39 protein-coding genes are annotated in these 23,808 nt (G+C 44.0%); 5 read left to right on the top strand and 34 right to left on the bottom strand.

Features of this window, described 5'->3' with window-relative positions:
* Window positions 1-14: 14 nt before the first annotated feature.
* The 26 genes from ACKTSF_RS01630 to ACKTSF_RS01505 form a co-directional block, all read right to left on the bottom strand.
* Window positions 15-353, bottom strand: coding sequence for a hypothetical protein (locus tag ACKTSF_RS01630; RefSeq protein ID WP_407886023.1), 339 nt, complete (start codon window positions 351-353; stop codon window positions 15-17).
* Window positions 334-870: an HNH endonuclease gene (locus ACKTSF_RS01625; RefSeq protein WP_491062230.1), complete on the bottom strand. Its 537-nt coding sequence runs from the start codon at window positions 868-870 to the stop codon at window positions 334-336. The genes ACKTSF_RS01630 and ACKTSF_RS01625 overlap by 20 nt, the downstream gene beginning before the upstream one ends.
* 137 nt (window positions 871-1,007) lie before the next feature.
* Window positions 1,008-1,364: a hypothetical protein gene (locus ACKTSF_RS01620; protein ID WP_407886019.1), complete on the bottom strand. Its 357-nt coding sequence runs from the start codon at window positions 1,362-1,364 to the stop codon at window positions 1,008-1,010.
* A gap of 377 nt (window positions 1,365-1,741) precedes the next feature.
* Window positions 1,742-2,224, bottom strand: a complete 483-nt coding sequence (locus ACKTSF_RS01615) for a sigma-70 family RNA polymerase sigma factor (RefSeq protein ID WP_407886017.1) — start codon at window positions 2,222-2,224, stop codon at window positions 1,742-1,744.
* A gap of 86 nt (window positions 2,225-2,310) precedes the next feature.
* Window positions 2,311-2,541 carry a hypothetical protein gene (locus ACKTSF_RS01610; RefSeq protein WP_407886015.1) on the bottom strand — a complete coding sequence of 77 codons (231 nt, stop codon included), beginning with the start codon at window positions 2,539-2,541 and terminating at the stop codon, window positions 2,311-2,313.
* Window positions 2,542-2,757, bottom strand: a complete 216-nt coding sequence (locus ACKTSF_RS01605; protein WP_407886013.1) for a hypothetical protein — start codon at window positions 2,755-2,757, stop codon at window positions 2,542-2,544.
* Window positions 2,757-3,017, bottom strand: coding sequence for a hypothetical protein (locus tag ACKTSF_RS01600; RefSeq protein ID WP_407886011.1), 261 nt, complete (start codon window positions 3,015-3,017; stop codon window positions 2,757-2,759). The genes ACKTSF_RS01605 and ACKTSF_RS01600 overlap by 1 nt, the downstream gene beginning before the upstream one ends.
* 2 nt (window positions 3,018-3,019) lie before the next feature.
* Window positions 3,020-3,232, bottom strand: coding sequence for a hypothetical protein (locus tag ACKTSF_RS01595; protein WP_407886010.1), 213 nt, complete (start codon window positions 3,230-3,232; stop codon window positions 3,020-3,022).
* A 13-nt stretch (window positions 3,233-3,245) separates the two neighbouring features.
* Window positions 3,246-3,407, bottom strand: coding sequence for a hypothetical protein (locus tag ACKTSF_RS01590; RefSeq protein ID WP_407886008.1), 162 nt, complete (start codon window positions 3,405-3,407; stop codon window positions 3,246-3,248).
* Window positions 3,408-3,420: 13 nt separating this feature from the next.
* Complete coding sequence (locus ACKTSF_RS01585) at window positions 3,421-3,846, bottom strand: DUF1064 domain-containing protein (RefSeq protein ID WP_407886006.1); 426 nt, start codon at window positions 3,844-3,846, stop codon at window positions 3,421-3,423.
* 41 nt (window positions 3,847-3,887) lie between these two features.
* The gene (locus tag ACKTSF_RS01580; RefSeq protein WP_407886004.1) at window positions 3,888-4,049 is read right to left on the bottom strand and encodes a hypothetical protein; all 162 of its coding nucleotides are present in this window, start codon (window positions 4,047-4,049) and stop codon (window positions 3,888-3,890) included.
* Complete coding sequence (locus ACKTSF_RS01575; RefSeq protein WP_407886002.1) at window positions 4,046-4,819, bottom strand: nucleotidyltransferase domain-containing protein; 774 nt, start codon at window positions 4,817-4,819, stop codon at window positions 4,046-4,048. The genes ACKTSF_RS01580 and ACKTSF_RS01575 overlap by 4 nt, the downstream gene beginning before the upstream one ends.
* Window positions 4,806-4,985: a sporulation protein Cse60 gene (locus ACKTSF_RS01570; protein WP_407886000.1), complete on the bottom strand. Its 180-nt coding sequence runs from the start codon at window positions 4,983-4,985 to the stop codon at window positions 4,806-4,808. Before ACKTSF_RS01570 ends, ACKTSF_RS01575 begins: the two co-directional genes overlap by 14 nt.
* Window positions 4,963-5,157, bottom strand: a complete 195-nt coding sequence (locus tag ACKTSF_RS01565; RefSeq protein WP_407885998.1) for a hypothetical protein — start codon at window positions 5,155-5,157, stop codon at window positions 4,963-4,965. The genes ACKTSF_RS01570 and ACKTSF_RS01565 overlap by 23 nt, the downstream gene beginning before the upstream one ends.
* Window positions 5,157-5,648: a hypothetical protein gene (locus ACKTSF_RS01560; protein ID WP_407885996.1), complete on the bottom strand. Its 492-nt coding sequence runs from the start codon at window positions 5,646-5,648 to the stop codon at window positions 5,157-5,159. Before ACKTSF_RS01560 ends, ACKTSF_RS01565 begins: the two co-directional genes overlap by 1 nt.
* On the bottom strand, window positions 5,638-5,898 hold the full coding sequence (locus ACKTSF_RS01555) for a DUF3310 domain-containing protein (RefSeq protein ID WP_407885994.1): 261 nt from the start codon (window positions 5,896-5,898) through the stop codon (window positions 5,638-5,640). The genes ACKTSF_RS01560 and ACKTSF_RS01555 overlap by 11 nt, the downstream gene beginning before the upstream one ends.
* A gap of 4 nt (window positions 5,899-5,902) precedes the next feature.
* Window positions 5,903-6,316, bottom strand: coding sequence for a hypothetical protein (locus ACKTSF_RS01550; RefSeq protein WP_407885992.1), 414 nt, complete (start codon window positions 6,314-6,316; stop codon window positions 5,903-5,905).
* Window positions 6,306-7,553 (bottom strand): DnaB-like helicase C-terminal domain-containing protein, encoded by a 1,248-nt coding sequence (locus tag ACKTSF_RS01545; RefSeq protein WP_407885990.1) that lies wholly within the window; start codon window positions 7,551-7,553, stop codon window positions 6,306-6,308. Before ACKTSF_RS01545 ends, ACKTSF_RS01550 begins: the two co-directional genes overlap by 11 nt.
* On the bottom strand, window positions 7,546-8,373 hold the full coding sequence (locus tag ACKTSF_RS01540) for a conserved phage C-terminal domain-containing protein (protein ID WP_407885988.1): 828 nt from the start codon (window positions 8,371-8,373) through the stop codon (window positions 7,546-7,548). The genes ACKTSF_RS01545 and ACKTSF_RS01540 overlap by 8 nt, the downstream gene beginning before the upstream one ends.
* Before the next feature lie 16 nt (window positions 8,374-8,389).
* Window positions 8,390-8,956 carry a DUF669 domain-containing protein gene (locus ACKTSF_RS01535; protein WP_407885986.1) on the bottom strand — a complete coding sequence of 189 codons (567 nt, stop codon included), beginning with the start codon at window positions 8,954-8,956 and terminating at the stop codon, window positions 8,390-8,392.
* Window positions 8,957-8,958: 2 nt separating this feature from the next.
* A complete protein-coding gene (locus tag ACKTSF_RS01530) occupies window positions 8,959-9,933 on the bottom strand; it encodes an AAA family ATPase (protein WP_407885984.1) in 975 nt (324 codons plus the stop codon).
* Window positions 9,933-10,841 (bottom strand): DUF1351 domain-containing protein, encoded by a 909-nt coding sequence (locus ACKTSF_RS01525; protein ID WP_407885982.1) that lies wholly within the window; start codon window positions 10,839-10,841, stop codon window positions 9,933-9,935. The genes ACKTSF_RS01530 and ACKTSF_RS01525 overlap by 1 nt, the downstream gene beginning before the upstream one ends.
* Complete coding sequence (locus ACKTSF_RS01520; protein ID WP_407885980.1) at window positions 10,834-11,007, bottom strand: hypothetical protein; 174 nt, start codon at window positions 11,005-11,007, stop codon at window positions 10,834-10,836. Before ACKTSF_RS01520 ends, ACKTSF_RS01525 begins: the two co-directional genes overlap by 8 nt.
* A gap of 212 nt (window positions 11,008-11,219) precedes the next feature.
* Window positions 11,220-11,459 carry a hypothetical protein gene (locus ACKTSF_RS01515; protein WP_407885978.1) on the bottom strand — a complete coding sequence of 80 codons (240 nt, stop codon included), beginning with the start codon at window positions 11,457-11,459 and terminating at the stop codon, window positions 11,220-11,222.
* A 93-nt stretch (window positions 11,460-11,552) separates the two neighbouring features.
* Entirely contained in the window at window positions 11,553-11,837 is a 285-nt protein-coding gene (locus tag ACKTSF_RS01510; protein WP_407885976.1) for a hypothetical protein, read from the bottom strand.
* Between the two features lie 88 nt (window positions 11,838-11,925).
* On the bottom strand, window positions 11,926-12,189 hold the full coding sequence (locus ACKTSF_RS01505) for a hypothetical protein (RefSeq protein ID WP_407885974.1): 264 nt from the start codon (window positions 12,187-12,189) through the stop codon (window positions 11,926-11,928).
* Window positions 12,190-12,254: 65 nt separating this feature from the next.
* Between ACKTSF_RS01505 and ACKTSF_RS01500 the strand changes: the two genes are divergently transcribed.
* Complete coding sequence (locus ACKTSF_RS01500) at window positions 12,255-12,509, top strand: hypothetical protein (RefSeq protein WP_407885972.1); 255 nt, start codon at window positions 12,255-12,257, stop codon at window positions 12,507-12,509.
* Window positions 12,510-12,660: 151 nt separating this feature from the next.
* On the opposite strand, the gene ACKTSF_RS01495 is transcribed toward ACKTSF_RS01500, so the two are convergent.
* Together ACKTSF_RS01495 and ACKTSF_RS01490 are read right to left on the bottom strand one after the other, a co-directional pair.
* Window positions 12,661-13,434: a phage antirepressor gene (locus ACKTSF_RS01495; protein ID WP_407885970.1), complete on the bottom strand. Its 774-nt coding sequence runs from the start codon at window positions 13,432-13,434 to the stop codon at window positions 12,661-12,663.
* Between the two features lie 12 nt (window positions 13,435-13,446).
* On the bottom strand, window positions 13,447-13,662 hold the full coding sequence (locus tag ACKTSF_RS01490) for a hypothetical protein (protein ID WP_407885968.1): 216 nt from the start codon (window positions 13,660-13,662) through the stop codon (window positions 13,447-13,449).
* 278 nt (window positions 13,663-13,940) lie between these two features.
* On the opposite strand from ACKTSF_RS01490, the gene ACKTSF_RS01485 reads away from it, so the two are divergent.
* Genes ACKTSF_RS01485 through ACKTSF_RS01475 form a run of 3 tightly spaced genes read left to right on the top strand, consistent with a single transcriptional unit; the run spans window position 13,941 to window position 15,492 of the window.
* Entirely contained in the window at window positions 13,941-14,357 is a 417-nt protein-coding gene (locus ACKTSF_RS01485; protein ID WP_407885966.1) for a helix-turn-helix domain-containing protein, read from the top strand.
* A complete protein-coding gene (locus ACKTSF_RS01480) occupies window positions 14,358-14,831 on the top strand; it encodes a hypothetical protein (protein ID WP_407885964.1) in 474 nt (157 codons plus the stop codon).
* Window positions 14,832-14,889: 58 nt separating this feature from the next.
* Window positions 14,890-15,492, top strand: a complete 603-nt coding sequence (locus ACKTSF_RS01475; protein ID WP_407885962.1) for a hypothetical protein — start codon at window positions 14,890-14,892, stop codon at window positions 15,490-15,492.
* 171 nt (window positions 15,493-15,663) lie between these two features.
* Here the strand turns inward: ACKTSF_RS01475 and ACKTSF_RS01470 are convergent, their stop codons facing one another.
* Window positions 15,664-16,296 (bottom strand): hypothetical protein, encoded by a 633-nt coding sequence (locus ACKTSF_RS01470; RefSeq protein ID WP_407885960.1) that lies wholly within the window; start codon window positions 16,294-16,296, stop codon window positions 15,664-15,666.
* 179 nt (window positions 16,297-16,475) lie between these two features.
* On the opposite strand from ACKTSF_RS01470, the gene ACKTSF_RS01465 reads away from it, so the two are divergent.
* Window positions 16,476-17,600, top strand: coding sequence for a site-specific integrase (locus ACKTSF_RS01465; protein WP_407885958.1), 1,125 nt, complete (start codon window positions 16,476-16,478; stop codon window positions 17,598-17,600).
* A 356-nt stretch (window positions 17,601-17,956) separates the two neighbouring features.
* On the opposite strand, the gene typA is transcribed toward ACKTSF_RS01465, so the two are convergent.
* From typA to lpdA, 5 genes are all read right to left on the bottom strand, one after another.
* Window positions 17,957-19,801, bottom strand: coding sequence for a translational GTPase TypA (gene typA, locus ACKTSF_RS01460; RefSeq protein ID WP_407885956.1), 1,845 nt, complete (start codon window positions 19,799-19,801; stop codon window positions 17,957-17,959).
* Between the two features lie 140 nt (window positions 19,802-19,941).
* Window positions 19,942-20,733 carry an inositol monophosphatase family protein gene (locus tag ACKTSF_RS01455; protein ID WP_407885954.1) on the bottom strand — a complete coding sequence of 264 codons (792 nt, stop codon included), beginning with the start codon at window positions 20,731-20,733 and terminating at the stop codon, window positions 19,942-19,944.
* Window positions 20,734-20,736: 3 nt separating this feature from the next.
* Window positions 20,737-21,033, bottom strand: coding sequence for a UPF0223 family protein (locus tag ACKTSF_RS01450; protein WP_407885952.1), 297 nt, complete (start codon window positions 21,031-21,033; stop codon window positions 20,737-20,739).
* 3 nt (window positions 21,034-21,036) lie between these two features.
* Complete coding sequence (locus ACKTSF_RS01445) at window positions 21,037-21,942, bottom strand: Rossmann-fold NAD(P)-binding domain-containing protein (RefSeq protein ID WP_407885950.1); 906 nt, start codon at window positions 21,940-21,942, stop codon at window positions 21,037-21,039.
* Window positions 21,943-22,377: 435 nt separating this feature from the next.
* On the bottom strand, window positions 22,378-23,805 hold the full coding sequence (lpdA, locus tag ACKTSF_RS01440) for a dihydrolipoyl dehydrogenase (protein ID WP_407885948.1): 1,428 nt from the start codon (window positions 23,803-23,805) through the stop codon (window positions 22,378-22,380).
* Between the last annotated feature and the right edge of the window lie 3 nt (window positions 23,806-23,808).

Genomic DNA, 23,808 nt, shown 5'->3' with positions numbered 1-23,808 from the left:
TCTAAAACATTTATTTATAGGCTATTTCTGTCCATAATCGCTGGCACAGCCACTGTGTACACGGTCTTGCCGTTTTCATCTCCGTGACTGGTCTTAATATCTGCACGTTGATACACATATCTAGCAACTTTCCCAGCAACTTCTAATTCTGAATATCCTTTAAATAAATACCTCTCATAAATGTCATCTAACAGTTCTGGTGCCTTATCTCTGATTAGCTTGGCAATGTATCTAAGCCCAATTGCATTAGGATCGCTGATAGTTTCATTCGTAGATTTAAACTTATCAGGGCTCATTAAAACTGCTAATACTTCGTTTGCAATCCGTTCATAATCAGCTTTGGTGTGTTCCATGTTCATCGCTCCTATTCATCAATACATTAACTGCATCCACATCACGAATCTCTGGTACTTGCTTGAGCTCATTACCCTGACCGGTCCCGTAGTATTGCCGTTCCCAATCAGTCTTAACCCTGTGGCACTTCCCACAGATAACAGCTAAATTGTCCACGTCAGCACGCAACTCGCCATCGTACTCAATAGGTACAATGTGATCTACTGTCTTCGCTGGGGTGATTACCCCACGTGCCTGACAATAAGCACAAAGAAAATGGTCACGCTCTAGGATTTGTTCCCGGAGTCGCGACCATTGCCGTGTTCTGTAGAAGCTGTATTGCTCTCGCTTATCATCATTACGATACCGTGTAACGGTGTTGTACTTGTGTTCGTACTGCTTGTCATGGCTTCGTGCCCAACGCTGTCGGCTTTCCAGGTACTCAGCTTCATACTCGTAGTGAGCTTGGCAATAGTGGTCAGGAAACGTCACCATTGTATGACAACCTGGTTGTCTGCATCTTCGTACACGTGGCACAGCGTCCATCTCCTAATCCTCCACACATGTATGCATGCGCAGTCTGAACGTCCGAACTGTTTCCTAATGTTTCAACTACCTTTTCGTTTCCGTATATTCTTACAACTTTTGGCGGATTCAAATAGTTTAGCCCACGCTTAATCCTTCGTGACGTAATCAGCAGCTCCTTCACCACTATCATTGCCAATGGTTTCATATTCATGTGTCTTGCGGTTAAGCGTCGTCAATAGGAAATGTTTACGGTTCTCTTGCTCAGTATTGGTAATCCAGTCCAAATGTAACGCAACTAATCCGCCACCAGTACTGACGTCAGTTACGTCAACTCCATCAACATATACCTTGGGAACCTCACTGACAGCGTCAAAGTCAATCCGGATATGTGGCTGCTTCTTAACATCATGCTTCACGATTCGATTAACGCGTTTTTCAAGTTCGTGATATAGCTTTTCATAATCACGTGCAACACGTTGATAGTCTCTACAGATAGGATTCATTTAATTCACCTCATAATTTGATTGCATAGCAAAGCCCTGACGTCACCGCCAGGGCTAATTTAGGAGTGTACTTTGCCAACATGGCAATACCGCCCGTGAGAATCGAACTCACAATCAATCACCAGAGACGGTACGTGAAAGGAAGAAACAAGTCAACATCAAGTCTTGCTGTAGTCACCAGGTACAGCAACATTGCGGGTGAGGAATCGAACCTCACAGCTTGCAGATTGACCTAAGTCTGAAAGGATTAGAAGGATTTAAGCCAAATTGTGTTACCCACTGCACCACCGCAATACTTTTGCTCTTTCGATACTACTAATATAATCCCACGAAACCTAGAAACCCATGCATTCAGAGTGTACACACAAAATACACTTTCAGTCGAACAACGGTATACAATCGCCAATTTCCACATCGTACCGATTCTCAAAGCTATGCTTGTGACTCTCCCACTGGTCTAAGAAGTCCAGCATGTGGTGAAGTTCTGCCGACTTGTGACGAATCCAATCAATCCCGTATGGGAAATCTGGATCATCAGCTATATCATCAAGCGTCATACCCTCAATATAGTGAAGCTTTAGGAACTCATGCTCATATCCATGGAAGGAATCAACCAGTGCTAATAGCTCCTGTCGGTCGCTCTCACAGTCATCTAGTTCAGCCTGCAAAGGTGGAAGCTGGTCTAGGACGTGAGCACCACGCGACTTACCATTGATTCTCAGGTGGGATAAATCACCATCTTCCCAACGCTGTTCTTCACGCTTAACCTTTCTGATTTGCCACCGCAGATAACGGCAGCACTCTTCCAAGTCAAGATACTCTTGAAGCCATTCATATCTACTCTTATCCTTGCGTCCCAACTCCGTCACCTCATGGTATAATTAGTTGCTAAGTTAATTAGACCAGTCGACGTGCCAGCAATGGGACGCTTTTTTCGTGCAGAAATTTATTTAGACTTCACATACGAAATGTGTTCATATCCGTATTCTCTACCTTCGTCAGTGGTAATCTTATAATCGGCTGTCTTATCACTAACCCAATCATCATTGAATTCGTCTTCTTCAATACATGCACGTTTCTTCAATAAGTCAACGGCACCTTGAGACGTGTCAGAACAACCAATCATATCTAAGTCATAATCATCATCTAAGTTATAGATTACGAAAGCCACAAACATTTAGTTCTCCTCCATTCGTTTCAATCGCTTCATGCATTCACTACCGAAGTAAATCAGAAATGCAGCTTCTTCATTCTCGGTCCAAGAATTATAAATCTTCCAAGTATCATCAGATAAAGATGCAGTGGAAATTTCCATAATCATTTCAATTGGATAGAATCCTTTGCCAACTGACCATTCAATTAATTCCTTAGTTACCTTCTCAAACTCCGTCACTATTCAACGCCCAAGTCAGTCTGGCCGTCAGTTTCACCGGTGTCCTCATCGTCAGTATCTAACTCCGTCTGATTTGGCATGAAGGTGATGATTGAGTGGCCTTCAAGTACGCTAGCAAATGCGTCACGCTTACCGTCAAATTGTTCCGCCGGAATCCGCACCTTGAGTTCAATCACTTGCCCCTTGTTGACGGTCTTTTCAGTTGAGTTCAAAACGCTACCCTTTACCGTAATGCTGTTGTCCTTAATTTCTTCTGCCATACTTAATCTTCTCCTTTGGCTAAAGCCATCTCAATGAGTTCCTGTAGTACTTCGTTCTTCTGACGAATCGTTAACCGGTGAATCGCCTTACGCTCTGGATCACTAATCTTTAGTGGGTTACGTTGGCACCAACCCAATGTAGCCGTTAAGTCATAGTGATGCTCTTCAAATTTAAGGAGAACGAACCGCCGGTACTTTTGCTGATCTAAGTTCAATTGTGACTACCTCCTAATGGCATCCCATCCACCAACTAGAATTGACTACCTGTAAATAATCGATGTCAGTACCCAACGCATATCCTAAAATGGCTTCTTTAGCTTTCAGTTGAGTGGCATATCCTTCACCCCATACGGAATTATCACGATTATCAATCACCATATAGTTTCCCATCATAATCGCTCCTTTATAACCCAGTGGCTTCAATCCAGTCATACTGCATATTGGTACACACAAGTGGATGAGTAAGCTTACGTTTCTTAGTAATGCCCCAGGCTATTGTTTTAAAGTCATGTCGTCTAACCACAACTACTTCAACAGGAATCCCATATTTACGAGTGAACCGTTTGAATTTAGTGGTTACATCGCTCGGTATCCCATAGATTCCAAAACTATTTTTAACATCATAAACATGAAGTATTTCATGGTTCTTGTAGATTACAAAATCCGGTTTAAAAGACTCTTCGCCAACCTTCAGTCGCTTATCGCGAGGTAATTCTTGTAAAGGATCTAGCACATACTTAGGGTGAATTGTATATTGCAATCCGCTATCCCGAACAAATCGCGTGTAGAAGTCAGCTTCCTTCTGACTGTCGAAGGTGTAGCCGTCCAAGTGAACCCTCGTACCACGTTTATTTAACGCTGTCGGTGAGTTCACTTGACCACTTCCAATCTTTCCAGTGGCAATTCAATATGATTACCCTTGTGCTCGATCATCGCCGTCAGGTATGCCTGCCGGTTAATAATTGCTTGAACGAATCCCCAATAACGATGGCTACCTTCTAGCCAACTGACCTTATCGTGTGGTCGAATCATTCTACCACCTTCAATCCACTCAGTTCACTAACGCAAACCATCGTGTAGGTACGCTTAGTCACGTCCATCAACATTTCCAACAGCTCCGAATTCACAACCTCACCAGCTGTTACGAATTCTTGAGCTTCGTTCATTCTGTCTTCAAGAAATGTAACCATCTTGGCACTCCCTTCATCACTCAAGACTGTGGACTTTTTCATGACAAGTGCCATTCCATCAGTAGCTTCGTTCAAATCAATCACTTTAGAAAGACTATTCTCTTCCTTTGATGCCTCTAAATATACAAATGACTTCATAAACTGAACAACGTCCTTACCAATGTGTCCTTGTGCGGTAGCGCCTTGATTCTTCTTAATGTTCAGGTAAGAATGCTTCATCTGGCCCATACAAGCTTTCTGCCAGTGATCGGGGTTCAGCTTCAACAAATCATCACGATTCTTATGAAGGAAACCGGCCATCATCGTAAACAGCTCGTCGGTATACAGCGGTTCCTTGTAAAATAACTCCAGCACATTAGGATTCGACTTATAGATTGAATTGACAAACTGGAATAGGTCGACCTGCTTGAAATCAATCTCACCGTGGTTCTGTTTCCCTTTACGTTGATTAAAAATCAGACTATCAAATTCTGGCTCTGTCACTACGTAATAATCTGTGTCCGAATTTTCATCAGCCAAATCATTCAGCCGACTGCCAGATAGATAAATCGCTAAGACCTTTGTTGGCAATTGTTCTTGGAAATATTTCAATAACTTATTACTCAGTTTCATGTAATCCCTCCCCACCATTCTTATAGATAATCATGGAAAAGTCATTGCCTTCATCAAACAGGTACTTAATATCAATAAGGCGAACGCCCCTATGATCTCTTAACCATCTGTTTATTTCTTTCTCCAAATTCTGGCGGTAGCAGTCAAATATTTTCACTTGATACATGATGATTGGCCTCCACTAGTGATTTAAAGTCAGTGAATGAAATCTCAAATGTTTCTGCTTTATCTCCAATTCCAATCGCCGTGGAATTTCCGTCATCAATGGCAAAATCTATATGGCTAACTTGAATGAGAGTCCTAGTACCGAACGGATCAGTAAGCTCAATCCAGCCCATTATTCATCAACCTCCCGCTTTCCCAGTTCTGCAATCTTAGCGTAGGTATCACCATGTGGTAACTTTTTAAGATGCTCGATTAGCTCGTTAAATTCGGAATCGGTGAAAACATTTTGGAAGTTACTAAGCTCTGCAATATCAGTTGTACTACTTGTGTAATAAGGTCTCATTGACCCTTTTGCCCAAACTGTAAGCCCATTCCTATTTCCATCCTGCCCAATCACAACATTCCATCGCTTCTCATCGCTGCGTTGCTCAATTGGCGTCTGAGCATAATCCATCATGTAACCAATCAATTGACGTTGATCACTTAACGGTATGCCCAAGATAGACGAATACGTTTCGATTCTTCCACTAGTACCTACCGAGGTGCTTGCAAGGAAATTACCAAAAGGATCATAAGCGTTAATCCATAATTCGTTTTGACGTTTACGGATTTGCTCCATAATTCCCATATTTCTCAATGCATTTTTAAGTTCACTAGTCTTCATTTTTCTCCTCCTCAAACTTAATCAGCCGATTCAAGTACGTCTGAGTCTTTAGCAAATCTTCCACGCCATTCTTATCTGGATAACGCATCAGGTACTTAAAGACGTTGCCCCGCATGAAGTCACGGAACCCTTCCTCTGGGAACATTTCAGTGAAGTGATCAAATAAGTCTTTGCCATTCTGCTTATAGTAATCTGGACGAATATTCGAACTAGAACTAACCCAGCCACCTTTTTTAAATCCTTGTTTCAAGTCTTTACGCTCCATTCTTAATTTGTCGTTGTTGCATTTCTTCCAGAATCTCGATGTACTCAGTCTTTAGGCTCTCTAAGCGACTGCACCTATCCATCTGACCCTCGTACTTAACCAGTAACGTGTTGACGTAGTCACTGCCATCTTCCAAATACTGCCAGCCTTGTAACTTCTCAGCTTTAGCTGTCTCAATTGCCAGCCACACATTCTCCACGCGTGACTCATCGACGCGCCTCAACTCAGCCGATAATGCCAGATTATGGGGATGACTCCCCACAGCCTGTTGCAATGCCTTCTGCTGGTTGTAGAAATGTGCTGCCTTCGTCAGGTACAGCTTGACTGCCATTGAGTTTCTCAGTCCTTCTGAATCCATAATCTTCTGGTACTCGTGGAAATTCATGTACTGATCAACGACCATCGCTATCAACTGCCAGTTCTTGGAACTTCATTGAGTCACCCTGAAACTGGTACGGAATACGCATTTGCCAGCCTTCACGGTTCTTCTTAATCGATAGGTTGACCACATCATCAACGTCCTTATCTTTCGACAGGAAGGCAACCACGTTACTATCCTGCTCAACAGATCCAGACTCCCGAATATCGCTCAGCTGAGGCTCTCTGTCCTGCCGGTTCTCAATAGACCGGTTAAGCTGAGTCAACGCCACAATCGGCACGTTGTATTCATTTGTCATGACCTTTAGCTGTCGCGTAATCTCTCCGACCTGTAGGTAACGTTCCTTTAGACTAGGTACCGTAATCAAACCAATATAGTCCACAAACGCCACGTACTTATTCTTCTTGGCGGCACTCGCGTGTTGTCGAATCACACTAGTAATCTGACTTAACGTTTCAGCAGTGTCATAGACAGCTAAATTAAGCCGTTTAACCTTGCTTAGAGATTGCCGGACCACTTGCTTAAGAGTTGGTGTCAACGAGTCAGCAGAGCTTCTCAGTGTCACTGACGATATGCCAGTGTCATTTGAGACGAAACGGTTAAGCATTTCACGTTTCGTCATTTCCAGAGTGAAGTAGTCAACTTGAATTCCTTCATTTTCAGCTAACATTTTAGCTGCCAGGTTGACACTAAATGCCGTCTTACCGATACCAGGTCGTGCCCCGATAGTGAACAACATTCCGCCATAGAATCCACCAGCTAGGCATTCGTCTAGCCGTGGATAGGACTTCACACCAGCTTCTACCGGATGATCTAGGTTGTAGTCTAGTTCCTTTGCTTGGACATCAATTGAGCCGTCATCAACGTTGTCGTCTAACTCAAGCAGTGCATTGCTAGCTGACGTCAACGTCAATAAGTTGTCCTCAAAGGGTGCCTCATGGTATACAGCCATGGCTCGCTGAACTTCCTGCTTCAAGTAAAGCCGATGCAGATCACGGACCAACTCAGTTAAGTTGGCGTCTGTAATGGCATTACCACGCAAAGCGATTAACTCTTTATAGGTCAAGGTGAACTGATTTGACAGTACCTTAGCTTTCCCATAGATAGTCATCAGCGAACCATCCCCGACTTCCTGCAAAGCTTGGAAGATGACCCGGTAGTTACCATCTACAAACCAGTCAGCATTGGCGTTGACCATTGCAACGTTCTTTGGCTCCTTCAGCAGTACCGAGATGATTGCCTGTTCAATTTCACTATTCATCACTTACACCTTGATTCTTGTATTTTTCTTCCAACTCAGCCAACTGGCGAGCCGACCGCGCGGAACCTTCTTCTGGGGTCAAGCCCTGTTGCTCAGGGGTGTTGGCTCGTTGCTGGCTACGTTGTGCTTCGTTCAGATACTCATCGAAGTGACTTTTGGCAAATAAGGTCTTAGGCCTCAAGTACTTCTCCATTTCTGAATTACCTACCCATTGCTTAGCCTTAACTGCAATCACCAATCCCACATCATGCTCCGAATACCCTTCGTTAATTCTTGCTCGAATGAGGTCTTGATTACTCTTGACGTTATGGAACTTGCTATTCGTTTTCTCGTTAAGAAAATTGATTATCTTTTTATAGTCAATCTTCCTAGTAGAATCCGACGTAGGTTCTTTCTCTTCATTCTTATCATTCTTGTTTGTTGTCATTGGATTGTCAGCAGATTGTCGTTGGATTGTCACTAGATTGTCACTCTCTTGGTAGTCATACCAGTTAACCACAGTGATGACGCTGTATCTGGCGTTCGATTGGATTGTCAACATTCCACTTTTTTCAAATCGTTTAACCCATCTCCATAACTTTCTCCATGCCAGCTGATTGTCACGCGGCACTCCGGCATTAAACTCAGACGCCAGTACATGGGCACCCGTGACACATTGACCGCTTGTCACCGATATTTCCTGTCCGTTAAACAAAAACTTGTTTTGACTATGGTTAGCCTTCATTAGAATTAGTAACCATAGTTTGAGCTGATCGGAGTTTGTCCAGACAAAGGATGACTGAATTTTCCGATACAACTTAATCCATCCTTGGTCCGACATTGCTTAACCCCCTAGCTTAGAATGGAACGTCGTCATCTGAGATGTCGATTGAATCGCCTGTGTTAGCGAATGGATTGCCAGTTGCTGGCCCAGCGTTACGGGTGTTACCCATATTGTCTGGAATACCGTTAGCAGCGTCTTGTAATTCCTTACCACTCTTCACGATTGGTGTTTCAGTCATCGGCTTGTTCTTAGATGGCTTGAATGAGCGAACAGCCGGACGTGGAATACCCTTGTTGTCACGTTCCATCGCGACCACTGCGATGACTGGCTTACCCAGCATTTCTTCTGCCCAATTGCTTGGGGTGCCGAAATCATGCCCATTTTCAAACATTTGCGTTGCTTTGGTTAAAGCATTGAACCGCCATGCGGCCTTAGGTGTGTTGACGAAATTGTCATACTGGATCAGTGCACCTTGGGCTGGTTGATCGACGTCAGTACGCACCCGATAGTTCACAACTTCCATTTCGTTACGTGTCGTTTTGGTGAGCTTGTCTGCATAGGCGGTAGCGTAAACTTCATATTCGCCCGGCTTCGTAATTAATTCGTTGCCTGCATTCTTTTCATCGTATCCAAATCCCATAATTATTTATCTCCCTTATCAGTATTTGAAGCTGCTTCATTCTGCTGTTGCGTTGCTTGTTCATTCTTGACGGTAGCCATTAGCTCAACATAGAGTTTCTTGAGGCTATCAACCGGCCAGTTTTCAAGCGGGGCTTTGCCAGTAGTAATACGTTCAAGCTGGAGTTTGGCCGCGTTACTACCCTTAACTAACTTCTGAATGGTAGATAAGGCGTTCTTAGCACGTTTCTTGTCCTCACCAATCACATCGACACCCTTTTCAGCCCAGTCGTAAATTTTATGACCGACCTCGCGTGACAGTACTTCGGGGTGAGTGAAGATTGAAGAATTATCTTTGGTTGGCTGAGCCACATGGTTCTCGTAGACTTGGAAGGCAATGGCAAATTCGTATTCCAGTGAGTCCTTCTGCTCAATCTTCAAGCCGACCTTCTCAACCTGAACCTTGCCAGTATCATCGGTGGTTACCTCAACGCCCTGTTTGCTACGAACTGTCGCGATGACATGAACGTCCTGGTCAGTGAGCAACTTAAGGAAGTTACGCTGTTCCGGCGCTACGTCCTTCCAGCCGCCAATACCGCCGTTATTGCTGTTATCGACCTGCTGTAGTACACCACCTTCGCCGCTCCACGCGTTGGAGATACCATCAACCACAATCACCTGGCACCCATATTTCTTAAGGCTTGCAAACGCGTCAAGATAATTTGATGAATCAAATGGTGCTGTTAGATCAACCTTCGGGAATTCTCCGATTCGGACACCATCATGTTCAGTATCAACGTACAGGTTGGTCCGCTTATGTTCTGTATCAATCACACCGACCTTATCCCATTGTTCGGCGTCACTGGCATCTGGATACATGCGTTCCATCATCCCCTTAGCAACCAGTAGGGATCCTAAGGTCTTACCTGAGCCACTAGCGCCCATGATTAGAATGGGAACCTTAATCTTCTGACGCTTAGCTTTTACAATTTTCGCCATTACTTATCCACCCTTTCGTACTTGATATGGTTCTTATCAACCCACAGCCGTAGTGCGACCAACTGTGCGTGAGTACCCGTCAGCTTCAACGTGGTGCTCTGTAAGACCATTTCACCAGTATCGGTATCAACAGTTTCTCCACCCTGTTTGACTTGGTGTGTAGCGTCAATGGCGGCTTGTGCTTCTTTCTGTTTGGCTTCACGCTCAGCAGTTTCCCTGACTTCTTGGTCACGCTTAGCAGCCGCCTGATTAATCTGCTTGAAGATATCAGTCAACGAGACACCTTGATTCAGTAGCGCGGCCCAACCTGCTGGCTCAATGCCCATCTGGTCCGCATAGGTCTTGATGGTCTCAATGTCCGTAGCACGTTGGTCATGGTCCTTCTTGAGTTGAGTCATGTCAGACGCAATCTCTTCAACCGTTGACTTAGTTAGTGCCGTACCCTTTGAATTGGACGCTGTTTTATTGATCCAAGCCGGCCGTACTTCAATGTCGGTAACCGATACGCCGTAGTTCGGTGCCATCTCAGCAATCGTGTCAGTCACAAGTTTGTACCGTGCTTGTCGTTCTTGCTCAGTTACTTCGGCAATCTTGTCATCAAGCGGATCAATGATATCTTTGATTCGCTTCTTGTAGCCATTCATGACGTCGTCAAATTCGGCGATTGGCTTCTTGTACTCACGATTAGTTGCCAGTCGCGTATCGTTGATGGCCTTCATAATCTTGTTGATGTGAGTACGCATCTTCTTGGTTTCAACGATATTATCAGCAGTCACCACGAAGTCCTGACCGTACTTGTCAACAATTGCATCTAAGGCTTTCTCAACCTGCTCACGGTTGTTGATGACAATGGGCGATGGATTTACTGTAATAGCCGGTTCAATTGCTACAGGTGCGTTATCAGTCATTGATGGTCACCTCTCTCAGCTTAGCAAGCTTCATCTTTGTGCGATAAAGCTGTGTGAAGTCATGCATGAGAGATTTGTACTGGCTTACCGGTGTCACGTTGATACGGTGCTGTAAAGTCTTCTCGACTGCCTCGTAAGCTTCAATCAGAAATCCTCTATTTCTCATTTTTACCTCCTAGTTTTAAAAGACGTTGCAAAATTCGTGGTTCCCGTCTACTCTTGGAGTAGATGATTCTAGTCATCGGATTTGCTTGGCTCGTTAGCGTCCTACCGCTGGCGGGCTTTTTTGCTACGTTGAATCGTTTGAAACTAGCAATTTTCAAATTAGTAATTGTTCTAGCGCTAAGAATGCGTGACACCTCCTAATAATTCGACTGTTTAGAACAGGTCATTAAATGACAGTCCTCGCAGATTCATTTGATATCCAATGTCATATTCTGAATTGATAAATACCCTATTCAGCATTCGATTAGTAATTCGCGAATAGTTTAATTCAGCCCAGTTGATGTATTCCATCAGCTCACGCTTACCAATTCTCCGCTCTTCAAACTTTGCCATGTAAAACGGACTGTCTACTTTCTTCACTACTCTCTTTTTCATTTCATCGCCACCTTTCATAAGCAATCCGCAGAAGTCCGCCGATTCCAAAAATCAAAACAAAGATAATTACTGCCGCCATTTAATCACCACCTGACGCTGCCCGCGACTTGATTAATCCATTAGTGATAGAACGGCCTGTTTCAACTCGTTGGGATCGTAGAATACCTTTTTGGAACCCGGAACATGATGCTCAATTAGCTTTAATTGCGGTGTCTTGAATAGATATTCCTCAAAGAACGTCCGTGACATCGACATCAATTCTGCTGCCCGGTTACGATCAACCATCAGGTACTCACGTGTCACACGTTCTACCAGTGGCTGTAGCATCCCCTTAGCTTCCACCCTAACCAAGTCGTCATAGTGTTGGATTAGCGGCTGTGTTGCGTCCTCAGCCATTGAATCACCTCCTACTCAGATAGATGCGTGATGCCGTAGTGACCAATCACAATACCGGCAAATAAGATTACTACCATTCGCAGAGCTATCATGATTCCACCTGCGCATTATCAAAGTAGAATTGGTAAGCAATATTTCCATTTTTGGTATCTTTCAGATCGGCATAGATATTGTAATTTGCCAAGTCACCAATGAGCTGGTCACTTAACAGGTACTTGACTTCTACGTCCACCACTTTCTTCCCCATTGCCGCGGCCATAGTAATATGAGATTTAATGTTTACCAAATCATGCTGAGAAAATCCTGCTCTGACTTCCGCCGCAACTTGCTGTGCAAAGAATTCTGTATTCATAATGATTCCTTCTTCCAATTATTTTTAAGGTATAATTTAGATAATCCAATTAATTGAGGTGATAAATGATGCGAATTACTGGAGCTCGTATTACCGAACAAGGCGTTTCATTCTCCGTTGTTGTTGTTAAATCCGGCACTTTAAATTCTCCAAGTCGTGATTCAGTCGCAGATGGCTTACCCCTAGATTTTCCACGTCCAGTTATCCTAGCTGAACAGGCTAACGGTGGCTTTCAATTTTACGGCCGCGACGATATTGTAGACTTCCTTGCTAACCTCGATCCTTCTCAAATTCCTTGGGAAGATTATGAGATAAGCTAGTTTTCAATTTAAAAGCACTTGGCGTCTCTCTTGTCGCTGAAAATAGTGCTTTTCGCTCTGATGAGACTTCCGTGCTAGTTGCGATAACACGGAGGTCTTTTTCTATTGCCCATAAAACGTTGATTAGCTTCTTCATATTGTTCATTCCTCCTTATGCTGTACGTTCATCATTCAAGAATCGGTTGATGAAGTATTGCTGACCCTTGCCAGTAACCTTGGGCGTCTTGTTAACGCTGACGTGACCGTCTGAGTGCTGAATTGATGTCTCCTTAACCTTGAACAGCTTCAACTCCATTGATCGTTGCGTTGGCATATTCCAATCAGTGCCTTTTCGGTTAATTAAGTAGCCTTTCTCACGGAGCCATTTAAACAACCGATTAGCACCAATATCGACACCGTTTTGCTTGATTAGCTTGGCTAAATCACCGACAAGGATTGATGTTGATGATACCGATACGGCGTCAGCAAACAGGGCCTTGGGTTGCATAGCTTCGTTCTCATCATGAAGTCGTTTCACTTCCTGCTGAGCTGACTTGTACTTCTCCAGGAACTGAATCATGTTATCTGGATCAGCCATCCACTCATAGGCCGTCTTAGGAGTTACATAAGCCCCTTGCTTGCGAATAGATGGAAGAACCTGCTCATAAATCCAATCTTGAAATGGTTCAGCGCTTGGTAGTTTGCTTTGGCCCGCCAACTGGTATACACCAGGTTCAGAAATCAGCGTCATCATTTGGATTCCTGAGGGAGTCGCGATTTGCGACTCCCTCTTATATTTGCTCTTTACGTGTTTGTTTAGAGCATCTCTAAAATTCTTATATCCAATCGCAATTGCAACATCCTTGCCAACAAAATGTGGTTCGTTATCAATTAATACTGTGCGAACCTGGTTTCCTTCAAAATTAAACGGTGTGATTTGGTTCATGACTAGTCCTCCTTAGATTCCGTATTTTCCTGACAGATATTCATAAATATCATTAACAAGGTGTTCAGAAGCTTTAGTAACTGATTGCTTGTTGAGTGACAGGCTCACAAACGTACGAGATTTTCCAAAACGTTTTGCTAATCCTGATTGAGTTTCTTGCTTCTTATGTGCTCCCAGCCAAGACATAATTGCCTCTGCCTTTGTATTTGTTTCAGTATGGATAAACAATTCATCACCTCCAATTGAAAAAATAGTAAACTTTGTTAAGAAAATGTTCTAGAGTTATTGTATTTCCTAGAAAATAGTTCTAGAATAAGAACATAGTTAAACAAGCGTACGAGTACCGTTTATCGCCCTGGTAAGCTGATTAGCCGGTGAGTTCGTTTGCTTAATTTAATAACGATATTTCTTAACAACGATTATTCTAGAACTATTTTATAGATTTGTCTACACATTTCTAGAATTATTTTCTAGAGTCGTTGTGTTGAAGTGAAAGGAACCTCGACATGACACTGTTTGACTGGGTAAAAAAACTTGCAGATGATCGGCATATGAGTATCGCCGAATTGGAACGCCAAGCTAAATTAAGTGAAAATTACTTGTATACCTGGAAGCGAACTGAGCACCCACGTTCTTCTAGCGTTGAAGCAGTTGCTAAAGTTCTTCAATGCTCAGTAGCAGATATTTTGAATAGAGGAAAAAGTGGCCCTGTTCAAGATAATGATTCTTTGCCTAACCACATAGATATTGAAGATATAGTAGCGAATGCTGCCATACTTACATCACGTAATCACGCGCTATCAGATGAAGATCGTTCCGCCATTACAGCTATGCTCACTGGATACCTAAACTCTAAGGAAGGCCAGAGACGACTTAGAAAGTATGGCACCAAAGATAACACTGGGGAGAACGGAGAAGATTAAATGCTGTTTGACACTTTGAATTCGGCTCTTGCCGATATTAATACATCATCGGATTATAATTTGGACCATTTAATTAATAGATACGATATTGATTGCCAGTACCAGGCCCTAACTGGGAACATCAAAGGCTTTAGTCTGCCACTTACTAGGACCATGTTCATCAATAGTGACTTGCAGAACACGGATCAGGTAAAGTCCCATGAGCTTATCCATTGCTTGCTAGATGACTCTGTAGAGCCACTGTTAGAGACCAGCATGGTCAACAACTCCAAGATTGAAAATAGAGCTGATTGGGGTGGACTATACTTGATGCTTAAAGAGTATCAGGCTTTGTATGATGTCAATCCAGAAAGCTTTAACATTGTGAGTTTTTGCAAGCAATCTCATATACCATCTAAATATGAATTCCTAGCAGCTAGTGCTGCTGAACAAGCCTTTGGAATCACAATTCCAGATACTGCATTTTACAAATAGTCTTTACGTCCACATCCGATGACGCTAAAAGCTGTATATTCTGAGGAGGAACAGATAGTTGAAAGAAGAAATCAGGTTTTGGGGATTCATCATTATCGTCTGTGGTGCCGTTATTTGGTATTTTTATTCGCAAGCTAAAGAGAAAGATAGTTTCAAAAAAATTCGGCCTGAAAACTCTATTCGTTATTTAAGACTAAACGAACAAACAGACTTTTCTAGTGTGGGTTCAAGGGGTAATCACCGAGTTCATTTCATTAACGAGCTGCCTGGAAAAGTAATCAACTTTCCTGAGTCTTACCGATCTGAAAATAGATATTATTTAATTTCCGTCGATTTTACTGCAAATTACAAAACAACTACGGACGTGAGTGGACATGCAGGAAGTGCACTGGTTGGAGGACTCATTGCTGGACCAGTTGGAGCAATTATTGGCGGATCTCGCAAACCTAATGTAACGACAACTACCTCTGAAGAGGGAGCAGATGCGATTCTTGTTTTTGCATCCTTAGATCTTACACAAACCTATACAGTCACGACAAAGACTAAGTCCAACATCATTCAAGAACTAAAGGCTCACTACTTGTTAAACAGCATTGAGGTTCAAAACATTCAGTCTCAATTAGCAGACGAATCCGATAATTCTAAACACTTGGAAAGCTAATTCCAAAACAAAAAGCGCATCCCTGTAAGGTGCGCTTGCTTAGCTGAAAGGAAGTGATAATCATGAGTGACAAACCGGTACAAATTGGTGATTCGCCTAAGCCATTAAATAAATCCATCATAAAACCACGAACAAAGAGCGTTAAGCCAAATCCTAAACCAACCAAACCGACTAAGAAATAATCACATAATTCTTGATTCTATTTTTATAATCAATAATTATTGAGTTCTCATTACTTTCACTGTACAGTGTCTTAGCTTGGTCCAAGGTGTATTTGTCTTCCGTTTCCCCATACAATTCTACCTGGCAGTTGCCTTTATCATCAATATTACGAACGTATCCTGAGGAAATATAATTTCCGTCAAAGTCAAAGGAAATTAAGAACTGAGATTTGTTTTTCCCTGGATTTTGAGAAAGCACATGTTCCATCGTTCCCTGATTGTCATAGAGATTCATATTGAATAGATTGGCAATCCCCTCTGAAAACTTGTTGTACAAAACAAATATTGCAAAATAGATGATTGTAATGAGTAAAGATATGAGCATTGCTGTCCAAAATGAATCATGCCAATGAAACATTGGTGACAGCCAGTATTTTATTGACACGGCTGTAATTGCGGAATTGATGACTGAAAGGATAACAAGAGTCATTTGCCTATCAGCATTATTATAGAAATTAAAAAGTCCAAATGGTCGCAAGGCAATATAAGTAATGAACCCTGGCACTAAGGGTAAAAGTTTATCCATTTCATCTATCTCTTTTCTAAGTGAATTATTTTCATCAATTATAGCATAAAAGCGCATCCCCCTACCCGCCAAGATAATGAGATGCGCAACGTAAATACATATGAGTTTGCCGTTTAAGCAAGCTGTTTTAAGAATACATAGCTGTACCCTTTTAATTAATTTTAAACCTAAGGAGGTGATGCCACAAGTTTCTCTATAAATTGACGCTGCCCGCGCAATTGGAAGGAGAAATTAATATGAAACTAACAAAAGTAGTCAAATATAACAACGTCTATTCTTATACAACGAATAAAGGCACTCTCTACGCCTTTCGCTATCCTTACTATGATTCAGTGGGGAGACGGCACGAAAAGCAACAGCGTGGATTTAGCAGCCCCATATCAGCCCATAAAGCTGAATTACGAGTTGAGATGCAGGTTGCAAACGATGAATTGTCTGCGTTGGATAATTCAGACATAACGGTTAAAGACTGGTCACAGAAGTACTACGAAATGACCAAGGCAAAATGGCGGCCAAGTACCGAACAACATTATCACGTTATCATAAACAGATATGTCATCCCTTTGATTGGGAATCAAAAGCTATCCAAACTCAATCGAATGGAATACGAATATTTATTTATCGATCCTCAGTTGAAACACTTGAAGTCTTCAACTGTTAAAACGTGTCACACAATGTTTATGGCCATCGTCAACTCCGCTGTCGCTAACGATATTATCCCTCGTAATAAGTTGCACGGCGTAAAGTTTAAGCCAACACCTAAGCGACACGCTTTCAGCGAGAAGGACCTCGCCAAAATAAACAGCCAATTGAAAAAGTCCGCTCTAGTTGATCGTGCTTTCTTCATGCTTCTCGAACTGACGGGAATGCGTGACGGAGAAAGCTTAGCCTTAAAGTGGAGCAATATTAATTTCAAGAACCAAACTATCTCTATCAAGCATTCGCTTTCTGTTGGTGAACTAGGGCCTACCAAAACACCGGCTGGTGTCCGAACGATTTCAATTCCAGAAACGTTGGTTAAACTGCTCAAGGAATATCGTTTATATTGCAAAAAAACAGGTATGAAGAGTGGTGAAATCATTGGCAGAAACAGCTTTGTATTCCCGTTCAAAAAAGACATTATGTACAAACATTTCAACACATTGTTAAAGAGCGCTGATGTTGAAAAGGAAAACTACGTTGTTTATAGTTTTCGGCACACACATGCCACTTTACTCATTGGAGCTGGCGTCAGTCCAGTTGACGTGGCTAAACGATTAGGCCACTCTGACCCCTCAGTGACGTTAAAAAACTATGCACATGCCATTGAAGGAAACGACAAAAAAGATGCTGAGCTATTTGCTAAGATTGCCAACGTTTAAAGCTGTGGGAGATTCTGTGGGAGATTTTTAAACAAAAAGCGTCAACCCACTGATACCAACGGGTTGACGCTTGTGTTTTACGATTTGAGAATGTTTATATTATAGCATAGCTTCCGGTTAAGATTGTGATAAAACTGGGACGGATTATCCTAAAGCTCCGTCACAAATAGGACTAAGCAACGCCTTGCTAAGTGCCAAAGATAATCAATGTGCCTGCTTAACTTGACTGTTCCACGACGCCTCATGATCAAATGATGTTCAGCGTTAGTAACCGATTAATTTGCATCAAAAAACCCGGTAACGACCACAGTTTCCTGCAGCCACTACCGGTTTGAATTTAACTTAAAATTTTGAAATTACTTCCGTGAAGCAGTCTTCCGCTTCTTGGCAGCCTTTTCACGTTCGCTGGTGTTCAAGATTTGCTTACGCAGACGAACATGGTCTGGCGTGATTTCACAGTATTCATCTTCGTTGATGAATTCAAGTGATTCTTCCAAAGACATCTTCAATGGCGTCTTAACCTTAGCAATATCTTCTGAACCGGCGGCACGCACGTTGGTTTGGTTACGGCCACGCGTAATGTTAACGGAGATATCGTTGTCACGGCTGTTTTGGCCAATGATCATCCCTTCGTAAACTTCAGTCCCAGCATCGGTAAAGACGATCCCACGGTCTTGAACGGCCATGATAGCATACGTCGTTACCTTACCAGAGTTGATTGAAACCAAAGTCCCGTTGTGACGACCTGGGTTCCAGTTCTTGATAACTGGCAAGTACTTGGAGAAGGTATGGTTCATGATTCCGTAACCACGAGTTAAGGACAAGAATTCGGTTGAGTAACCGATCAATCCACGTGATGGGGCCAAGAACGTCAAACGCGTTTGACCGTTACCTACGGCTTCCATGTTCTTCATTTCACCCTTACGTTGAGAAAGCGTGTCAATGATTGAGCCAGTGTATTCGTCAGGTGTATCGATCTGAACAGATTCGAATGGTTCGCAACGAACATTGTCCACTGTTCTGTAGATAACTTCTGGACGAGAAGCTTGTAATTCGAAACCTTCGCGACGCATCGTTTCGATCAAGATGGACAAGTGAAGTTCACCACGACCTGAAACGACCCAAGCACCAGGATTGTCGGTGTCGTCAACACGTAAAGAAACATCGGTATGAAGTTCTCGTTTCAGACGTTCTTCGATTTGACGAGACGTTACAAATTTACCTTCACGGCCAGCAAATGGTGAGTCGTTGGTCCGGAAAGTCATTTGCAGCGTTGGTTCGTCAATCCGTAATACTGGTAGTGGTTCCAACGTGTCAGGTGCAACAACCGTTTCACCAACGTTGATTTCATCCATCCCAGAAACGGCAATCAAGTCACCCGCTTGGGCTTCGTTGATTTCCAAACGCTTCAAACCAAAGTACCCAAATAACTTGGTTACTCGGAAGTTTTGCTTAGAACCGTCGAGCTTCATAACCGTAACGCTATCGCCGACTTTAACCTTCCCACGGAAGATCCGGCCAATCCCGATACGACCAACGAAGTCGTTGTAGTCCAACATGGCAACTTGGAACTGTAAAGGTTCGTCAGTGTTGTCAATTGGGGCTGGAATGTGCTTGACGATGGTGTCAAAGACAGGCTTCATCGTGTGTTCTTGCGTGTCCAATTCTGGATCGTAGCTTGAAGTCCCGTTCATAGCTGAAGCATAAACCACTGGGAAGTCCAGTTGGTCTTCGTCAGCTCCTAATTCGATGAAGAGGTCCAAAACTTCGTCAACAACTTCGGAAGGACGAGCGCCTTCACGGTCAACCTTGTTGATAACCACGATAGGGGTTAAGTGTTGGTCCAAAGCTTTCTTCAAAACGAAACGGGTTTGTGGCATCGTACCTTCGTAGGCATCGACAACCAGTAAAACACCGTCGACCATGCGCATGATCCGTTCAACTTCACCACCGAAATCGGCATGTCCTGGGGTATCCAAGATGTTGATTTGCTTGTCGCCGTATCGAACAGCGGTGTTCTTGGACAGGATCGTGATGCCCCGTTCCTTTTCGATTGCGTTAGTATCCATGGCGCGGTCGCCAATGGACGTGTGTTCGTCTAACGTATCGGATTGTTTAAGCATTTCGTTAACCAGGGTCGTCTTCCCGTGGTCAACGTGGGCAATGATGGCAATGTTACGGATATCATCTCTGAATTTCAAGTGTATTTCTTCCTTTCATGCTTGTTGAATTAGATGGATCACGGCATGCTTACGTCGATAGTAAGTACGCTTATTGTAGCGTGATTGAGTAATAAAGTCCATCTGTACCGACCGGCCGCATAAAAAAAGCTGTGACCGTGTCACAGTGAGACGTCATCTTCTTCAATTTGGAGAATATCACGTTGCGCTTTTTCCGTCGCTACTAGTACAAGGTTAGATGATAGCATATTGAGCGGCTGGCCGTCAATGGTTGAGACCCGAACACCCAAAAAGTTTAGCATAACTTGACCGGCCGCAATGTCCCATGGCTTAAGGTAGGAAATGTACCCCAGCGTCTTTCCGAGTAAAACATTAATCATTTCAATCCCAGCACTCCCGTAGATACGCATACCGGCGCTGTCATGAACAATCTTCTGCATGTGAGCTGTATCATGAACCACTAACGGTGCACTGGCACCAATCAAGCCCTCAGATAAGGCCAAATTAGCCGGCGCAGAGATTTGCTGATCATTGGCCCAAACGCCGTCAACAGCTGGTCCCCCAGCGTACAAAACATCATTCATCACATCATAGATGAACCCAAGTTGACCTTCACCGTCCTGATAAATACCGATCATCATGGCGAAGTTGTCATGCTGCTTCACAAAGTTCATCGTGCCATCGATTGGGTCCACGATCCACACACGACCATCCAGACTCGTCAGTGTATCGCCAAACCCCTCTTCGCCTAAAACTTTGGCTGTTGGATCCATGTTCCGAATACCGGCAATTAAGAATTGTTCGTTACTTTTGTCGATATTGGTCACAAGGTCCTTACGCCCGGTCTTTTCATCGACCGTCATGGGACCGGCCATCTTGGCAATAACCTGCCGACGACCCTCCCGTAACAAGGCCGATACATCACGTGCTACTTGCTGCCAATCTTCACTCATCGTCTAACGTGCCCCTTTCATCCTAACCCGACCGCCCTGCTCACGAGCTTGTTTCATAGTGCGGTAAATACTATACCCAGATGCTTTCTCAAAGTCGCGACTAAGTTGCTTCTCTTCAAACTTTTGTGGAACAACCTTCTGAAATTCGCGGTACGCTGCGATTAACACATCCGCCGAAACCCCTTGATTAACTTCGTAGGCATCTTCCACCCGTTGATAAAGCGTGGTCACCGCCACGATATCCGTGGTTGACCAGTCGGCCTGTAGCGGATATTCATAATTACTTGATGATTGGGTCACGATTTATTTTCCCTCCGTTTGTTGGCTTTCAATCGCCGTAATTTGTTCTCTAATTTCTACAATCTGAGCGCCGTAAGCCTGTTGTTCATCTTCCGACAACACTAGATTGGTTAAATGCTGAATACCCTTGGTTCCGACCAACACCGGTGAAGCCGCAGCAAATGCCGGCGTCTCTTCATGGATGTTGGTGACCGGTGCAATCACAGGTTGCTGTGACAAAGTCGCCTGAATCAGCCGAATAATCGCCATGTAACGTAGCGTATCCTGTTGTTCAGCCGCCTCGCGCGTCAACCAGGTACTCATTTTATCCAAGTCATCTGCGTCAAAATCCGCATCGGCATTGGCCAGGTACATCAGTAACGGTGCTGGTCCCACGTATGTCCGGCTCCAGGCAACGATTGGTGATTGCGCCGTTCCGACAACGGTCGCTTGAATAACCGTTGCCCCAACGCCCAACCTCTCCGCTAAGCGATAGGTCAGCAGTCGGGTTAACGGGTACGTGCCCAATCCCCAGATTTGACTCGCTGGTAAGCCCGAGAATTTCCACGCAAAATAGCTGAGAAGTTCATCCTGTTCACCGGAAAAAACCAGCTGACCGTTGAAGCCATTTTCAATAATATGCTTCATCAGTAACCGCAACTCCGCGATACGACCGGCAATTGGCAGTTCTGCCGCATACCGGTCTAATACGACCAACCACGTCGCTTTACCATAATCTGCGGCGGTTCCCACTCTAACGGTTAACCGTGGACACAGAGCGCTGGCCACCACTAACGGTTGATAACGCGGCGTATCGTCAGTCGCATTGGGCATAACCACGCAGTCGAGTGGTAGGTTCATCACCAGCAACTGGTGAACCAATTGACTGGCCTGATCAAAATTTCCTTGAATAAGTAACGTTGGTTTCATGGTGACCCTCCTTTTACCGCAATTCCCCAATTGTGGGACCATTGCTTGAGCCTAAGCGTACAGTTGAATGACCACCCAAATCGTTGACTTTTCAAACTAAAAATTTTGTCAACGCTTGGCACAGCGGTCAAAACACACAAAATACTTTAATCCGAAAATGACCACATAGTCCCATTATAAGTGAACCTTGCCGGATAGCAAGTTAGAGCGTCTAAAGACTAGAATTTACCACCTACGGCTGTCAGAGATTCCGGCGACTGTGGCGCCCACTTGTAGCCGATGAAATGGTTCTCCAGCTCGGTTCGAATTCTGGAAAAAGCACCAGTCTTCAAACACATCACACACTGTAAGCTGATACACAACCACAGACCACGAAAAAGGGTCACTCACTAGGAGTGACCCTTTTCGTAAAACTAGAGTTGTCACAAGTCGCCATTAGATGTGGGTTGGGAACCCTAAGGCAATATCTGCGGCTTCTTGGATCGGTTCGTTTAACGTTGGGTGTGGATGAATTGTCAAAGCAACATCTTCCACATTCAACCCACCATTAACGATGAGTGATAATTCACCAGTCAAGGTGCTGACCTCAGGACCCACCGCTTGAGCACCGACGATATTCTTGTTGTCATCGTCCGTGTAGACGAAGCGAACAAAGCCTTCAGGTGCATCCAAGGAGACAGCCCGTGCATTCCCAGCAAATGGGAACTTCGCGGTCTTGACCTTGATACCCTTGTCCTTGGCTTCGGCTTGCGTGTAACCAACCGTAGCCAATTCTGGATCGGCGAAACAAACAGCTGGGACACTTAACCAGTCGTTTGCCGTCTTTTCACCAGAGATGGCACCGGCAGCGGTCTTGGCTTCAGCAAAGGCCTTGTGAGCCAGCGCTGCGCCAGGAACCACATCCCCAACCGCCCAGATATGTTCTGAAGCGGTCCGACCTTGGTTGTCAACTTCAATCTGACCATGGTCGTTTAACTTAACCTTGGTGTATTCCAGACCCAAGTCATCCGTGTTGGGCTTCCGACCAACCGTGACCATGCAGTAATCTGCCTTGATCGTGGATTCTTTGCCATCGACGGCGTAGGTCACGTCAACACTGTTATCGTCTTGCTTAGAACCCTTAGCCATGGCGCTGGTGATAACATCAACACCCTTTTTCTTCAAGTTCTTCAGCACAACGGAAACCATGTCCTTTTCGAAGTTTGGTAAGATCGATGGCGTTCCTTCAATGATGGTCACATGAGCACCTAAACTAGCGTATGCGCCCGCTAATTCAGTCCCAACGTAACCCCCACCAATAACAACGAATTCTTTAGGAATCTCTGGTAAGCTGAGCCCACCAGTCGAGTCAATGACCCGACCTTCAAACTTAAACCCAGGGATTTCAATGGGATGACTCCCCGTCGAAATAATAATGTTATTGTATTCAAAGGTTTGACCCGTGTCCGTGGACATGAATTGCTTTTCACCCGTAGGCATTACTCGTAATTGAGTATCGCTCAAGAAGACAGCCTCACCATTGACCACGTCAACGTGATGCTTCTTCATCAGCATCTTAACCCCACTGGTCATCCGGTCAACGACCTTCTTTTGCTTCCAGTCTTGGGTCTTCTTGAAGTCGATCTCAGCCGAGCTCGTCGAAATCCCGTAAGTGGAACCATCCTTAGCTTGTTCTAACCGGTGACCCGCTTGGATCAACGCCTTGGAAGGGACACAACCAACGTTCAGGCAGACACCGCCCAGCGTATCGGATTTTTCAACCAAAGTTACTTTTTGGCCTAATTCAGAAGCCCGAATTGCGGCTACGTAGCCACCGGGGCCGGCACCAATGATGACGGTATCCTTTTTTTCAACATCTGCCATATT

The sequence above is a fragment of the Levilactobacillus muriae genome, assembly GCF_045862015.1.
Lineage (GTDB): Bacteria > Bacillota > Bacilli > Lactobacillales > Lactobacillaceae > Levilactobacillus > Levilactobacillus muriae.
This window is presented reverse-complemented; position numbering and strand designations above follow the sequence as displayed.